The sequence below is a fragment of the Gammaproteobacteria bacterium genome (assembly GCA_017999615.1).
Lineage (GTDB): Bacteria > Pseudomonadota > Gammaproteobacteria > JAABTG01 > JAABTG01 > JAGNLM01.
The window spans coordinates 691,091-706,590 of record JAGNLM010000001.1 but is presented as its reverse complement, the minus strand read 5'-3'; the positions used below and the strand labels follow the sequence as shown (position 1 = coordinate 706,590).

Below are 15,500 nucleotides of genomic sequence, written 5' to 3'. Positions count from 1 at the left end.
CTCTACTTCAGCTTGGCGAGCGTCGCCTTGGCCTCCTCGACGCCCACGAAGCGGGAGTCACCCGCGACCGCCTTCTGCAGATGCTCCTTCGCCCGGGCCGCATCACCCTTCGCGTGGTAGGCCATGCCGAGGTGGTAGTGCATGATCGCCGACCCGGGCTCCTTCTCGAGCGCCTTCTTCAGGTTCGCGAGCGCCGGGTCGAGCTCGCCCTTGCGGTACTGGACCCAGCCCAGGGTGTCGAGGAAAGCGGCGTTGTCGCTGCCCTCGAGCTTCGCCGCGAGCTCCCGCGCGCGGTTCAGGCTCGCCGCGTCGGTGCGGTAGCTCACCAGCAGCATCGCCAGGTTGTTGGCGACCGCGAGCGAGTCCGGGCTCGCCTTCAGCATCGCCTCGTGCTCGCCAATGGCCTCGTCGTAGCGCCCCAGCTGTTCGTAGAGGCTCGCCAGCTGGAAGCGCAGCGCGGCCTGGCCGCCGGTCGCGTCCACCCCCTCGCGGAAGGCCTGCACCGCGCCCTCGGCGTCTCCCGAGAGCAGGTCCGCAATGGCGAGATTCCGGTACGCGACCGCCGACTTCGGGGCAAGCTCCACGGCCTTCTTGAGCGCCGCCTCGGCCTCCGCGCTCTTCTTCTGGGAGAGCAGCACCTCGCCCTTCAGGTTCCAGGCGAGCGCGCTCTCGGGCTGCGCCGCGATGACCTTGTCGAGGCGCGCGAGCGCCTGGTCGGGCTTCTTCGCGATCAACAGCGTCTGGACGAGCGCGGTCAACGGCTCGACCGCCTTCGGGGCACGCTCCATCGCCTGCTCGAAGAGCGCGACGGCCGCGGCGTGGTCACCCTTGCCCTGCTGGGCGAGGCCTTCGAGGTACTGGCCGAGGGGGTGCTTCGGCGCGGCCTGTGCCACCGCCTTCGCCGTGGCCACGGCCCCGTCCCAGTCCCGACGGGCCAGCTGGATGCGCGCCTTCATCTCGAGCACGCTCGCGTTGCCCGGGGAGGCCTTCAACGCCGCCTCCACCTGCTCCATGGCGGTGTCGGCCTTGTTCGTCTGGACCAGGAAGCGGACCAGGGTCAACCGCGACGCGATGTTCGCGGGGTCCACGTCGACCGCGCGGCGCAGATTCTCCTCCGCCAGCTGGAGCTCGTTGTTCGCCAGGTGCGCCCGGGCGAGAAGCGTCAGGATGTTGGCCGAGCTCGGCTGGCCCTTCAACGCCGCGCGATAGTCGGCGATGGCCTTGGTGGGCTCGTTGCGCACCATGGCGAGGCTTCCGCGCAGCACCAGCGCGTCCTCGTCCTTGGGGTTCTGCTTCAGCACCTCCTCGAGCCGGCGAGCCGCCCCGTCAAGGTCGTTCTGGCGGGCGAGCAGGCGGGCGAGCTTGGTACGCCCCTCGAGGCCCTGGGGCTCGAGGCGTGCCCTGACGATGAGCTCCTCGTAGACCTTCTTCGCCTCTTCGAGCTGGCCCGCGGACTCGTGGAGCTTGGCAAGAGCGAAGCGCAGGGCGTAGGCCGCCGGATCCTTCTCGATCTGGGCCTTCAGCTCCGCCTCGGCCACGTCCCGCCCGCGCTGGGAGGCCAGGAACTCGGCGAGCGCGAGCCGCGCCTGCACGTCCGAGGGCTTGCGGGCGATCGCATCGCGCAGGACCTTCTCGCCCTCGTCCAGGCGCTTGAGGCCGGTGTAGAGCGCCGCGAGGCGGATCCGGTGGGTCAGGCTCTCGGGGTCCTGGTCCACCAGGTCCTGGAAGAGCTTCACCGCCCGGTCGGGCTCCTTCTTCTGGATGTAGACGCCGGCCAGCGCCATCCTCAGGTTGGCGTTCTTCGGGCTGCTCGCGACCGCCCGCTCGAGGAGCTCGGTCGCCTTCCCGGCATCCCCCTTGTTCGCGTAGGCCGAGGCCAGGAGCGAGAGCGCATGGGTGTTGGCGGGGTCAGACTTCAGCGCGGCGTCGCCGTCCGCGATCGCGCCGTCCACGTCGCCCCGGCGCATCTTCACCCCACCGCGCAGGGCGAGCGCATCGGCGCTCCCGGCGCTGAGGGCGAGCGCCTCACCGGCGAGCTTGTCCGCCTCGTCGAGCGCGTTGCCGAGCAGGAACAGCCGCCCGAGCTGCACCCGGGCCTGGAGGTTCTGCGGGTCGGCCTCGACCGCCGCCCGGTAGTGCCCCACGGCCTCGCGCCACTGCTCGAGCTTCTCCAGCGTCTGGGCAAGCCCCACCCGGGCCTTCACGTCCTTGGGGTCGATCTGCAGGACGTTCTTGTACTCGATCCGGGCCTTGTCGTAGTTGCCCTCCGCGAAGAGCGCGTCCCCGCGCTCCTGGTGCCGCGCCTTGCGGTCCTCCGCACCGCCGCAAGCGACGAGGGCGGCCGCGAGGACCGAGAGAATGGCGAGCCGAGCGAGGCGAGAACGTCCAGTCATGTGTGCGACTCCGGTGTCCCTGAGGGTGGAGGGATTATAGCAACCTCGGAAATGGGGACATTCTGGTTTTCAGGGCGAGGGCTCCGTTCGGCCCGTCTCATCGGCCTGAAAACCAGAATGTCCCCATTTCCAGGCGTAGGTGTCGGCGATCCCCTGCTCGAGCGGGATGCGGGCGCGCCAGCCAAGGGCGGTGATGCGCGAGACGTCGACCAGCTTGCGCGGGGTGCCGTCGGGGCGGGAGCGGTCGTAGACGATGGCGCCCGCGTAGCCGACGACCTTCGCGACCAGGGCCGCGAGCTCGGCGATGCTCACGTCTTCGCCGACGCCGACGTTCACGATCTCGGCGTCGTCGTAGGTCTGCATCAGGTGCAGGCAGGCCTCGGCGCAGTCGTCCACGTGGCAGAACTCGCGCCGCGGGGTGCCGCTGCCCCACACCACCACCTCGGGGGCCCCGGCGACCTTCGCCTCGTGGAACTTGCGCAGAAGCGCCGGGAGCACGTGCGAACTGGCGAGATCGAAGTTGTCGCCCGGGCCGTAGAGGTTGGTCGGCATGGCGGCGATGAAGTGCGCGCCGTACTGCCGCCGGTAGGCCTGACAGAGCTTGATGCCGGCGATCTTGGCGACCGCGTACCACTCGTTGGTGGGCTCGAGCGGCCCGGTCAGGAGGTACTCCTCGCGCAGCGGCTGGGGCGCGAGCTTCGGGTAGATGCAGGTGCTGCCGAGGAAGAGGAGCTTCTTCACCCCGGCCGCGTGGGCGCCGTGGATGACGTTCGCCTCGATCATCAGGTTGTCGTAGAGGAACTCGGCCGGGTAGGTGTCGTTCGCGAGGATCCCGCCGACCTTCGCCGCAGCGACGAACACGTACTCCGGCCGCTCTGCCGCGTAGAAGGCGCGCACCGCGGCCTGCTCGCGCAGGTCGAGCTCCGCGCTCGTGCGGGTCACGACCCGCTCGTAGCCGCGCGCCTGCAGCGCCCGGACGATGGCCGAGCCCACCAGGCCCCGGTGCCCTGCCACCCAGATCTTTGCTTCCCGTGGAATCAACGCGCAGTCCTCGTCGGTCGAAGGGGCGGGCCAACCCTCCCCCTGTCCCCCTTCACTCGTGGTGGTCGGGGGTCCAGTACCCCTCGCGCCGGCAGAGCGAGTCCCGCTCGGCGGCCTTCAGGTCCTCGCGCACCATCTCGCCGACCATCTCCTCGAGCGTGATCCGGGGCTCCCAGCCGAGCTTGCGCTTCGCCTTCGCCGGGTCGCCGAGGAGGGTCTCGACCTCGGTCGGGCGGAAGTAGCGCGGGTCGACCTCCACCCGCACCTTTCCAGTCTTCGCGTCGACCCCCTTCTCCTCGACCCCGCTACCCCGCCACTCGAGCTTGACGCCAATCTCGGCGAACGCCGCGTCGACGAAGTCCCGCACCGCCCACTGGCGCCCCGTGGCGATCACGTAGTCGTCCGGCTCGTCCTGCTGCAGGATGAGCCACTGGGCCAGCACGTAGTCTCGCGCGTGGCCCCAGTCGCGCCGCGCGTCCAGGTTCCCGAGGAAGAGCCGCTCCTGCAGCCCGAGCTTCACGCGGGCCACCGCGCGCGTGATCTTGCGGGTGACGAAGGTCTCGCCGCGGGTCGGGCCCTCGTGGTTGAAGAGGATCCCGTTCGAGGCGTGCATGCCGTACGCCTCGCGGTAGTTCACGGTGATCCAGTAGGCGTACACCTTGGCCGCGCCGTAAGGACTCCGGGGGTAGAACGGCGTGGTCTCGCTCTGGGGGACCTCGCGCACCTTGCCGAACATCTCGCTCGTGGAGGCCTGGTAGAAGCGGGTCTTGCCCTGCAGCCCCAGGATGCGGATGGCCTCGAGCAGGCGCAGCGTGCCGAGCGCATCGGCGTTGGCCGTGTACTCCGGGGTCTCGAACGACACCGCCACGTGGCTCTGCGCCGCGAGGTTGTAGATCTCGTCCGGCTGCACCTCCTGCACCACGCGGATGAGGTTCGTCGCGTCGGTGAGGTCCCCGTAGTGCAGGATGAAACGCCGCCCGCGCTCGTGCGGGTCCTGGTACAGGTGGTCGACGCGCTCGGTGTTGAAGGAAGACGCCCGGCGCTTGACGCCGTGCACCGTGTAGCCCTTCTCCAGCAGAAGCTCGGCGAGGTAGGCGCCGTCCTGCCCGGTGACGCCGGTGATCAGCGCGACGTTGCCGTTGTGGGTCATGGGGTGCTCTCGCGGCGCATGGAGGAAGTCGGGACATTCTGGCTCCCCGCGCTCCAGACCGCAAAGCACCGAAATGGGGACATTCTGGTTTTCATGTTTCCTCGAGGGCTACCCCGCGCCGCAGAGCGCCCGGCTCCATCGGCCTGAAAACCAGAATGTCCCCATTTCCTTGCGGATGAGCAATCATCAGGCCATACTCGTGGAGGTTGATGCGTAATCGACATACTAGCAGCCACACAAAAAACCGCAAGCTCACCCCCATGACCCCGTCCCTCGCCTTCGCTGCATGGCTCTTCGCGCCGGTCCACCCTCCCCGCCACCCGAGCGGAGCGCCGTCCCATCCCCGGTGGACCGCCCTGGAATGGAACCCCTGGCGCCCCAGAACGGGACACCCGGCGTCAAAAACCCGACGCGTCCCAGAACGGTACACCCCCGTCCCGCAGACGGGACACCCTGTGCGCACACCCGTCGCTCCGAAACTGCGCGGTAAAGATCCGCGCGCGCGATCCAGAACCTACCTCAGAGTAAGGGATCTAGAAAAACCTAGATCTCTAAAAACCACCACCACAGTTACCACCATACCCCCGCGCGCGCGTAGCGTACGCGCGCGAGGCCCCTCGTGGTGGTGGTGTTCAGCCTGCAAGACCCCGATACGCCATGACCCCCAGCGCGACGAGGGTGCCAAGGCTCACGGGGTTCCAACGCCGGGAGACCTCGTGCAGGAACAGCTCGCTCGCGTAGAGCAGGATGATCCCCTTCATGACGATCTCGGTCGCCGCCCCCTCCCCGAACAGGTCGTGGGGCAGAACGCCCAGCACCAGGAGCACGAAAACCATCAGGTAGTCCATGGGCGTGGTGCGGAAGGTGTCCTGGCGGGAACAGCGCACGGTCAACGCAACAGCGAGTGCAACCAGCACGAAGAACGCCACCTCCGGCGGCGACCAGTGGCCGAACGGGTCCGGCGAGTAATGCACGGAGAGATAGACCAGGAAAGTCAGGGTGGCGTAGACGGTCCCGCGCACCGTGATCGAGTTCACCGAGCGTCGCAACACCAGCTCGGTCGCAAGCACCACCAGAAGCACTGCCCCCATTACCCCGAAGTCCCGCGGCACCACCGAGACAACCAGCCCTTGACCCATCACGAACACCGGCAACGCCACCGCCAACACGTAGAGCGGCAGCCTGCGGCACCACTGGTTCGTCCGGGCAATGGCGAGCGCCTGCCCCAGAGGGGTCGGCTCGTCGGCCCGCACCTGCCACCCGCGCTTCTTCAGCCCCAGCAGCACCGCGAAGAGCGCCACGTTGTAGGCCATATAGACGGCGAGGATCAGCGCGTCGTCGGCGTAGCGCAGCACCACCCCCGTCAGCACGTAGAGCGCCTGCACCGAGTAGATGATGACCACCGCCTCGTAGTGGCTGAGCCCAAAGTCGAGGAGCCGGTGGTGGATGTGGTTCTTGGTCGCCTTGAACCAGTTCATGCCTCCGTGAATGCGCTGGGCCAGCACCGTGACGATGTCCACCACTGGCAAGCCCAGGATGAGCGCGACACTCGCCGGCGCGATCGCGGGATTCGCCTTCTGGGTCAGCAGGATGGCCAGGAAGGCGACGGTGAAGCCCAGGAACTGACTGCCCGAGTCGCCCATGAAGAGCCGGGCCGGGTGGGTGTTGTAGCGCAGGAACCCGAGCGTGCTGCCGATCGCCGCGAGGCCGATGACCACCGTCCGGTTGCCACCAGCAACGACGGCCAGCAGCACCATCGCCAGCAGGGTGAGCAGCGCCTCGCCCCCCGCCAGCCCGTCCAGCCCATCCGAGTGGTTGATGGCGTTGATGACGCCGACCATCGCCAGCGCCGTGAACGGGACGGCAACCTCCTGCGGCAGGCTGCCGAGCTCCATGAACGGCAGCTCCTCGACCACCAGCCCGCCGTAGGTCACCGCCGGCAGCACGGCGATGAACTGCCCGAGGAACTTCCAGTAGTGCCCGACCTCGCGGGAGTCGTCCCAGGTGCCGAAGGCGTGCAGCACCAGCACACCCCAGAGGTAGGTCTGGACGACGGGGTCCTCGAGCGAGAGCCCGACCATCACCGGCACCACGGCGCCCAGTACGATGCCCCAGCCCCCGACCCGCGCCATGGGCACGCTGTGCACCTTGCGCGCGCTCGGCCGGTCGACCAGCCCGAGCGCGGGCGCGACGCGCAGCATGACGGGGATGACCACCATGCTGATGGCGAGCGCCATCACGGGAATCAGGATGCTGTTCATGGGTGTCTAGTTCGGCACGAACGCCTCGAGCCGGGGCACCACCTCCCGCGCGAAGGCCGCCAGGCGCTCGTCCGCCTTCTCCGGCGCCTCGCCCGGGCGCACCTGGGTCGTCAGACGCACCATCGCCCCGTCGGTTCGCCTGCGGGTAACGGCGTCCCAGAGCAGGTACCACTTCACCAGGTACTCATTGGTCATCACCCGACCGCGCTGCTGGAACCAGTAGTACACCACCTGACGGAAGTCCCCCTTGGCGATCTCGACCCGGTTCACCACCAGGGGCTGGCCGTTCACCGACACCCCAGGAAGCTCCCGCTCCGAGAGGTCCGCGATGAGCCAGCCGCCGCCCGGGATGCAGGAGCGCGGCGAGTGGGCCGAAGCCTGGGCGCGCTGGGACTCGTAGTAGGCCGAGTAGAAGTCAACCCACTCTCCACTCGGGGTCTGGAAGTCGGCGATGACATAGTCCGTCGGCTCCAGCTCCGCCAGCACGTCCAGGTCGAGCGTCTCCCGCCGGCCCGTCCACTCCCCCAGCGCCACCGGGAAGTCCACGAACTCCGCCCGGGCCGGGATTGCCTCCGTACGGTTCGCGAGTCCGACCGAGAGCGCCGCCGCCACCGCCAGCACCGCCACCGAGGCGAGGAAGGTCGCCGGCAGCCGGCGCACCCGGGTCTCCGCCGGCTTCGGCAGCCGCTCCGGAAAGTCGATCCCGAACACCTCCCGGAAGGGCCGACGCTCCTTGCTGAAGAAGCGGTTCAGCAGCCACATCTCCGCCAGCAGGATGGCCACGCAGGCCATGAAGATGACCCAACCTTCGAAGTCGTGCAGGAAGCCCTCCGCGTGCTCGGTGCCGTAGTTCTCCACCAGCACCCCGGTGACCGCGATGCGGAAACTGTTCATGAGCACCGTGATCGGGATGGTGGAGAAGAACACCAGCAGCCGCTGCCACAGCGGGGCGTGGAAGAAGTAGGCCGCGAGGAAGCCGAAGCTCATCAGCGGGAACAGATACCGCAGGCCATTGCAGGCCTCGACCACCTGGAGCTTCATCGCCCCGAGGTCGATGATGTTCCCTTCCAGGTACACGCTCATGCCGAGGGCACGGATGATGACGACCCCGATCTCGGAGGAGATCAGCTGAAGCTTTCCGGAGAGCTGCTGATAGATAAAGTTCGGCAGCGGGATCATGAAGACCAAAACAAGGAGCGCCGGCCAGAGCAGCCCCAGCCCGCGCCAACCGAGCAGAGTCAACACGAGTCCCGTCAACACCACCAACAGGGAGTAGTGGACGACGACGAAGATGGTGCTCAGCGTGCCGAGGGCGTAGAGCAGGACACCCAGGACCAGCAGCACCAGGCCCCATCCAGAGCCTGCCAACGGCAGCTCCGCCAGCTCGTTCTTCTTCTGCCAGGCGAGGAAGAGGGCAATGAGCGGGATGAAGTAGCCGTGGCTGTACTCTTGAATCGTCTCCCAGCGAAAGAGCAGCTCTTCGAAGGCCGCCCAGTAGGCGACGGCCAACAGGAACACAGCAATCCCCATCGCAAGCCAACCCGCCAGGCCCACCCTCCATCCCCGGACCCTGACTTCTGTCATGGCTTGCGTGTCTGAATCTCTATGAGTCATCCCGCAGTCTCCCCAACCGGCTGCGCACCAAGTCGTTCAAGAGCATGCCGACAAAGGCCGGATTCGTGCTGAGATAACGGTGCCAGAGACGCCGGTCGTGAAGTGCTCGGTACATCCACTCCATCCCCAGTCGGCTCGCCCACGCCGGCGCGCGCGGTATCGTCCCCGAGTGAAAATCGAACGCGGCACCCACCCCAACCTGAACAGGCACCCGAACCCGGTGGAGATTCCTCGATATCCAGAACTCCTGCTTCGGTGCCCCCAGGCCAACCCACAGAAAGTCGGCCTGCGCTGCATTGATCCGCTCTACAATGCCAGACTCCTCTTCCACCGTCAGCGACCGAAAGGGCGGTGCCTCGCTTCCGACGATCAGAACGCCTGGACATAATGCTTCCGCTCTTTTCTGCAATGCGACCAATACCTCTGGGCGGCCACCGAGAAGGTAGTGTCGCCATCCAAATGCCCGCCCCTTGTCGAGGCAGCGCAGCATCAATTCGGGTCCGGCGACCGTCTCCCGCACCCCAGCTCGGTGCACCAAGTTCGCGTACCAGCGGATCGGCTGCCCATCCATGGTCAGCAACGCCGCCCGGCGAAAGACCTCCGAGAGTCTCTCATCCCGGAGCGCCGTGACAAAGGTGTGAACGTTCACGGTGCAGACCTGCCGGGGCGTTCGCACCCCGCGCAACCACTCCGAGAATACCGCCAGCACCGCATCATAATCGGTGTTCGGAAACGGAACTCCACGCAGCCGCACGACTGCTACAGAAGGCGGCACGTTCCCCTCGGGCCGTCTGAAGTCGCCCCGGCTCCTGTAACACTGCCCTTCCTTCTCCAATCCCGCCTCGGACCTCACACCTGCGCTCCTTCGGGCTTCCTCGCAAGCCAATGCACCGCCACGCTTGTGAGCGGCGGCCAGAGGTGATGCACACGCCTCTTCCCCTGCGAACACGGACAAGAGGCATCGTATCGATGATCAAGGCTCACCGCTCCTCCCTCTCTCGCCCGCCCTGCCTTTAGCCACGACAGCGCGCCGATAGATGCCTAGCAATCCCCTGAGATGCCTTTCTGGACTGAGGTAGACACGCGCCGATGCCACGGCTTCCTTCCCCATGGCCTCAGCACGCCCACGCTCGTTTACGAGCGTCGCGAGTGCTCCCGCCAGGCTCTCCGGATCACCCGGCTCGCAGATGACCCCCGTCACTCCGTTCTCGACCAGTTCCGGCAAGCCACCCATCCGAGTTGCGACAACTGCCGTACCGAGAGAGAGGGATTCCGCCGCGCTGAGCCCAAAGCTCTCGAAGCACTCTGAGGGCACCACGGTGCACAGCGCTTCCTGAATCAGACGTTCCTTCACTTCTCCCGCCACGATTCCCTCAAGCCGCACCTTAGCTTCGGGATGAGAAACCACCCACCGCCGAATCTCATCTTCCAGTGGCCCGGCGCCAGCAATCCGCAACTGCATGTCCGGGAGCCGCCCTGCCGCCTCAAGGAGGGTCATGACGCCTTTCTCGGGACTGAGGCGCCCCAAGTAGAGGACGTAGTCCCCCTTTCGCACAGGGCCTTCTGCGAATCGCTCGACGAAGTTTCCGAGGACCGTCACCCGGCTCGGTGGGAGCCCCCGGCCAACAAGCCTTTCCGCGCCGAATTGGCTCAGCGCGATGAAGCGGGTGACGGCGTTCCGCAAGAGGCCCCTCCTCCACGCCATCCATACCCCACCTGCGTAGGCGGCGCTCACCAGGAAGCTGCCGTGCAGGCATCGCCGCCGAACCGCCGAGAAGAGGCCTCTGGTCTGGCACTCCTCGCAGACTTGGCCGCTCCTGAAGAAGAGGCCGTTAGGGCAAAACAAACGGAAGTTGTGGACCGTCTGGACGACCGGGACGCCAAGCGCCGCCAGCACCGCATACACCGACGGCGAGATCAGCGGAAAGACGTTGTGGACGTGGGCCACATCCGGCCTGTCCCGCCTGACCACGCCCGCGAGGGCTCGGGCGGTAGCCCTGTTCCAGGGTGTCCGTGCAAGTCCTTCAAGTCTCCGCAGAGCGGATGAACCCTCGAGGTCTGCACTTCGCCTTCCAAACAACTCCACCGTGTGCCCGGCTCGCTGCAGAAGCGTCCGCTCAGTGTCCACGACCCGGCACTCGCCGCCCCGTATCCGGTATTGGTTGTGGACCTGAAGGATGCGCACTGGTCAGGTGGCGAGGCAGCGCATAATCCCATCCGCGAACCGATCCACCATCCCCTCAAGAGTGTATCGCCGGGCGCTCTCAAGGCACCCGCCCGCGAGCGCCGCCTGCTGGTCCGGGTCGCCGAAGTACGCCACAACGGCGTCGGCGTATGCCCGCGTATTGTTCGCCGTCATCACTCCGTTGATGCCCGCCTGAAGGTACGCGATCTCCGGCCCGTGGGTCGCCAGGTCCGTGGTAAACAGAGGAATGCCCAGCGCGAAGCAATCAAGTATGACCAGCCCTACAGGCCCAGGCATCATCATGAGTTTTCCGAGCTGGAGGTAAGGCACGCGATCACGCCCAAACCGGGCACCCACGTAATGCAGCCACGAGCGAGAAACGGACGCATCAACGATAAAGCTGGCCGAAGGGCCGTCCCCAACCACAACCAACTCGAAGTCACCCAGGTCCGACCGGATACGGTCCCCGGCCTCAATCAGAAAGTCCAGTCGCTTCCCCGGGTAGATCCCCCCACAGTACACGCCTACGCGCTCACTCCGAATCCCAAGCCCCGTCCGCAGCGCGTAGAGCTCCCTGTCCTGCAAAGAAACAGCGGCCTGCGACAACTCAGCCGTATCGATCGCGTTGTTAACGACTGTTATCCGCGCGGAAGGAACTCCCACCCCGCGCAGGTACTGCCTTGTGTGTTCCGTATAGGCAAACCACCAGTCAACATTCGCCACTGTAAGCCGCTTCCATGTCTCACGGAACCCGCCTCCAACAGCTCTCTGAAGGTTCCTACCGTGCCCCCAGAATGCCAACCGACCCAGCCCAACACTCCGCCGGGCAATCAGGAGGTAATTCAAAAGCAGCCGGTTCGCCTGTTCAACGACCACCAAGTCTGCGCCTGCCATCCACGACAGGCAGGGCTGCCAAGTTAAGTCCGTCTCTCCAACCCGAAGGTAGCGATTTACGATCCGGACACTCCAGGGCCGCTCATATACCTCGGAACGCGGTACCGTACCAGCGCGTTCCTGCCCATAGATAATCACGAGTTCGACCCCTAGAGAACGCCAGAGACGGTCATGCAACCCGTCTAGAAATGCGACCCGATAATGGGGGACAACACGCTGGACGATGACCACTCTAGACAACGTTCTCTTCGCCCCGACCGTCTAAAACAGGTCCACCTTTGTGCACACGCTCGACAACTCACGACACCAGAAATACAAGCACAAACCCGCGACGCCCTCTGCAGTCGCACCACATGTTCCGAAGATCTGAACGCGTCCCCAGCCGTGTCCAATGTTTAGACGGCCGACGCAACCCGAACCATTCTTCCGCAGCACTTCCATGCCTAGAACGACTTACCGCCCATGAATCGCTCGAACGATTCGGAGCGGAGCCTCCGAAACGGTAACCGACCGACTTCCAGGAGCTATCTTCCGTGCTTCGCCGAGTATCGTATCGAACCTTTCAGCCTTCCACTCAGCGGGCAACATGAACTCCTTCTCTCCCCTCTCAGTCCAGACAATCAATGCCTCCTCCACCCCTCTGGACAATTCGCACACCCACAGCCCCTCCGGTCTCCGCACGCACTCCGAAACAACCGCTCCCAACAGCCAGTCAACCGTCGTAGCGTAAGCCACGGCCCCTGGCTTCATGGTCTTTCGACCGGGTTCTATCAACCCCATGCTGTAATTGTCCCACGCGTACCAGTAGAAGCGGTCCAGGCCGGCCGCCCAACCCAGTATCAATGCCCGACCCACGTATGCTGCCGCCAGTTCCGGGTCGAGACGCCTCCAAGAGGGGTGGACGGCAACCTCTTCCGGAGTTCCGTCTGTATTCGCTATCCACCACCCGCTCTCTGTGTTCCACAGAGGCTTTTCCTGAAGCCCTCGCCTCTTCATCACTGCCTGCACGTCCCTGATCAGAGGCAACATCGCCTCTGGCTCCTTCTGTGGCGCGTAGAAGTGAAACCCAACCACGTCCGCATACTGCCCCCCCCCGCGCTCAAGGTAGGAATCCAGCCACTTCACGTGCTCTACTCCACCCGTCACGCTCGGAGACACAAGCCGGCTTCTTGGAGTGACCTCTCGTAGCGTCTCATGCGCCACACGTGCCAACAGAACAAGGTCATCTTGGCTTCCGCTAAAAAAGTTTCGCAGGTTCGGCTCATTCCAGATTTCGAACTCATTTATGCTCTGTCGGTATCGCTCCGCCACAACCCTGACGTACTGACGCCACTCGCCAAGATCCCGCGGCGGCGCGGCACTCCCGGCTCCATATGCTCCCTTCTCCCCAGGACTTCTAGACGCCCACGAGGGAGGAAACGCAAGCGGAAGTAGAAGCGAGACACCGTGTTGCTCCCCGAGCTGCACATACCGGTCAAGTGTCTTAAAGTCCCATTGACCGCGCTTTGGCTCCAAGTTGAACCAGTTTACGTATGCATCGAGGAGCCGCCAGCTCCCAAACGACACCGACGGCCAGGGCGTCACCGTGTGCACTCGATGCATGTGAAGCCCAAAGTAGTCAAGGGTCACCGCTTCTCCGGAGCGCCGAAGTGTCTCGGCAGAGAGCTCCGCGGAGCCCCCTACACCAGAGACAAAGCACATCAGCACCGCGACCCACGCGCGACAAGGCGCTCCTGCATTCCGCAAAGAGCCCCACAACTCTCGCAGACCAATGCAAGCGCCCCTGAAGACTATGCTATTCGCAACGCGCAGGCCCCTCCGAGGAGTCACACAAGATGCACGCACCCGAGCAGTTGTGCATGGCCGAAGGGTCACCGCTGGCGGAATTACGCTAATGGCCATAGCCTTCGTAGTAGCGGCCGCTCACGCTCGAAAGCTGACCGAGGTTCGCCGCCGCCTTCTGTAGGATCCGGACCCCTCTCGCCCTGCCGCCAAGCCAAGCGATCGGTAAGGCTGCCATGGCAACGCTGAGAAAGGCGACGCGCTGAAGCGCCCACGGCGCCTTTCTTGCGAGGCTCGTCCGCCCCATGAAGATCCTTCCGTACATCTGCCCGCCCCGAAAGGCGCGCCGCACAAGCCACCCCACTCGCATCCGCTCCGGCTCAACCTTCTCGTAGACACGGGCCGAATCGCACCACACCATGTGAGCCCCGCTTTGATGGGTCCTCCAGAAGAACTCCGTGTCTTCTCCGCCTGTGCGACCGAAGCCTTCGTTGAACTGGCTCACGGACAACGGCGCTGCCGAGAGGGACAAAAGCACGTTACCTGAACCTCCATGTGGGCGTTGAGTGCCGCTTGGGAACCTCGGACGGTCAAAAAACTCACCACGAATGATCCAGCGCGGAGTGCCTTCCGGATACACCGGGATGACCGGACCAAATACAACGTCTGCAGCATACCGTCGCGCCGCGCCGAGCAACTCGGCAAGCCACTCGGGATCGGCCTCCTCGTCGTCATCAATGAAGGCCGCGTAGGTCCCATCGGCCATGGAGAGCCCGCGGTTCCTGGCGCGGGAAATGTTGGCCTCGGGCTCCACCACATAGACCGCAGGCCACGGACAGTCCCCGGCGAACCGCTCCACCGTGGACATTCCCGATGCCAGCCTGTCATTGTCGACGACAATGATTCGAAGACTCACACCCTCGGGAAGCCGCTGTTTCAAAAGACTTTCAAGAAGCACCGCCAGTTGCGCCGGCCGCCGGAACGTCGCGATGCAGATATCAACCCGCATCGAATCTACGGACATGTGAGAAGGCTCTCCACAGAAGCAGGCCGAGGGCCAGTTCTCCGACCCCAAGAGCCGAGATGCCGCCCCCAACACCGTAGAAGTGAATGAGCCCTGGGGTCAGCACAACGACCAGGAGGGCCGTCCAGGCGTTGGCGACGGTAATCGCCCGGAACTGCCGGAAGACCTGAAGCAGCATGGACGAGTTCGCGCGAACCGCCTGGAGTAACACCACCGCCGCCCAGGTCAGAACGTATGGCCCAACACCAGCGTAATCTTCAGGAAGGACCCATCCGACCAGGGCGCGCTGCCCGCCCGCCACCGCCACCGTATAAAGGCCCGTAAGCAAGAGCAGCACGGCCAGCATACGGCGCGCAACCCGCTCGGCTCCCGGTCCGTCCCCCCTCGCCTTGCGCTTCACCGACTCCGGCATAACGGCGTTCATCAGGCCCGTACCGAGCATTGCCACCGGAGCAAAAAGGAGCCGTGCGGCGTTTGCCTCAGCGAGGCTTGCGGTTCCAAGCATGACTGCCAAAACGTAGGCGTACGCTTGGCTTTGAACCCAGGTCACAGTGACGCCAGCGAGGGCCCATCGCCCATCGGTCCAGGCCTCCAGAAGGTTCCTCCGCGACTGGCTCCATCCAGCAAAGGCAGGCAGCGCCCCGGTGCGCGCGACGAAAAGCGCGATCAGCCCGGCTGATGTGCCGTAGAAGACTATGGCCCACGTGTGCATCCGCTCGAGTCCCGAGACACCACCGACCGCGAGGGCGGAAAGGAATCCCAGGCCAAGAGCGAAATCCATGATCAGGACGTTCCGGGCGTTGCCTTTCAGGAAGAAGAAGCGACGAAAGAACTCATGGAGCAGAACACCAGCCCCCGCAAAGGCAATTGCCGTCCAGAAGAGCCCGTCGTCTAATTCCACGAGCCCCGTGAGCATCGCGACGCCTACGACCGTGCCGACGAGACCGGCGATGAGAAACGCCGCGAGTGCCTCCGACGCCAACAAGCTCTTGCAGTACGCGTCCTGCGCGCCGACCTCCAGTCTCGGCGCATTTACCGTCATGGGCGTCACCACGAGGGCGTTGCCGATACTGGTCACCAGGGTGATCAATCCGAACCCGAGAGCGTATAGCCCATAGCTCTCCTTTGGTGCGAGGTAAACCAGCAGCAGCGCCAC

At 65.2% G+C, this 15,500-nt stretch carries 11 protein-coding genes; all 11 read right to left on the bottom strand.

What is annotated here, in order from left to right; genetic code table 11:
- Positions 1–2: 2 nt before the first annotated feature.
- The 11 genes from KA217_03100 to KA217_03050 all read right to left on the bottom strand — a co-directional run bounded on the left by KA217_03100 (position 3) and on the right by KA217_03050 (position 15,500).
- On the bottom strand, positions 3–2,393 hold the full coding sequence (locus KA217_03100) for a tetratricopeptide repeat protein (protein ID MBP7711440.1): 2,391 nt from the start codon (positions 2,391–2,393) through the stop codon (positions 3–5).
- Between the two features lie 69 nt (positions 2,394–2,462).
- The gene (locus KA217_03095; protein MBP7711439.1) at positions 2,463–3,431 is read right to left on the bottom strand and encodes a GDP-L-fucose synthase; all 969 of its coding nucleotides are present in this window, start codon (positions 3,429–3,431) and stop codon (positions 2,463–2,465) included.
- Between the two features lie 55 nt (positions 3,432–3,486).
- Positions 3,487–4,584: a GDP-mannose 4,6-dehydratase gene (gene gmd / locus KA217_03090; protein MBP7711438.1), complete on the bottom strand. Its 1,098-nt coding sequence runs from the start codon at positions 4,582–4,584 to the stop codon at positions 3,487–3,489.
- Positions 4,585–5,216: 632 nt separating this feature from the next.
- Positions 5,217–6,845 carry an undecaprenyl/decaprenyl-phosphate alpha-N-acetylglucosaminyl 1-phosphate transferase gene (locus KA217_03085; GenBank protein ID MBP7711437.1) on the bottom strand — a complete coding sequence of 543 codons (1,629 nt, stop codon included), beginning with the start codon at positions 6,843–6,845 and terminating at the stop codon, positions 5,217–5,219.
- A 6-nt stretch (positions 6,846–6,851) separates the two neighbouring features.
- Entirely contained in the window at positions 6,852–8,429 is a 1,578-nt protein-coding gene (gene xrtD, locus KA217_03080; GenBank protein MBP7711436.1) for a VPLPA-CTERM-specific exosortase XrtD, read from the bottom strand.
- A gap of 19 nt (positions 8,430–8,448) precedes the next feature.
- Positions 8,449–9,234, bottom strand: a complete 786-nt coding sequence (locus KA217_03075) for a WecB/TagA/CpsF family glycosyltransferase (GenBank protein ID MBP7711435.1) — start codon at positions 9,232–9,234, stop codon at positions 8,449–8,451.
- Positions 9,235–9,432: 198 nt separating this feature from the next.
- Positions 9,433–10,587: a glycosyltransferase family 4 protein gene (locus KA217_03070; GenBank protein MBP7711434.1), complete on the bottom strand. Its 1,155-nt coding sequence runs from the start codon at positions 10,585–10,587 to the stop codon at positions 9,433–9,435.
- 60 nt (positions 10,588–10,647) lie between these two features.
- Positions 10,648–11,523: a glycosyltransferase family 4 protein gene (locus KA217_03065; GenBank protein ID MBP7711433.1), complete on the bottom strand. Its 876-nt coding sequence runs from the start codon at positions 11,521–11,523 to the stop codon at positions 10,648–10,650.
- Positions 11,524–11,991: 468 nt separating this feature from the next.
- The gene (locus KA217_03060; protein ID MBP7711432.1) at positions 11,992–13,167 is read right to left on the bottom strand and encodes a beta-galactosidase; all 1,176 of its coding nucleotides are present in this window, start codon (positions 13,165–13,167) and stop codon (positions 11,992–11,994) included.
- A gap of 262 nt (positions 13,168–13,429) precedes the next feature.
- Positions 13,430–14,344 carry a glycosyltransferase family 2 protein gene (locus KA217_03055; GenBank protein MBP7711431.1) on the bottom strand — a complete coding sequence of 305 codons (915 nt, stop codon included), beginning with the start codon at positions 14,342–14,344 and terminating at the stop codon, positions 13,430–13,432.
- Positions 14,319–15,500, bottom strand: coding sequence for a hypothetical protein (locus KA217_03050; protein MBP7711430.1), 1,182 nt, complete (start codon positions 15,498–15,500; stop codon positions 14,319–14,321). The genes KA217_03055 and KA217_03050 overlap by 26 nt, the downstream gene beginning before the upstream one ends.

Excerpts from the sequence above, each read along its gene's own strand:
- KA217_03085 (MBP7711437.1), bottom strand. The coding sequence starts at position 6,845 with ATGAACAGCATCCTGATTCCCGTGATGGCGCTCGCCATCAGCATGGTG.
- KA217_03055 (MBP7711431.1), bottom strand. The coding sequence starts at position 14,344 with ATGTCCGTAGATTCGATGCGGGTTGATATCTGCATCGCGACGTTCCGG.
- gmd (MBP7711438.1), bottom strand. The coding sequence starts at position 4,584 with ATGACCCACAACGGCAACGTCGCGCTGATCACCGGCGTCACCGGGCAG.
- xrtD (MBP7711436.1), bottom strand. The coding sequence starts at position 8,429 with ATGACAGAAGTCAGGGTCCGGGGATGGAGGGTGGGCCTGGCGGGTTGG.
- KA217_03100 (MBP7711440.1), bottom strand. The coding sequence starts at position 2,393 with ATGACTGGACGTTCTCGCCTCGCTCGGCTCGCCATTCTCTCGGTCCTC.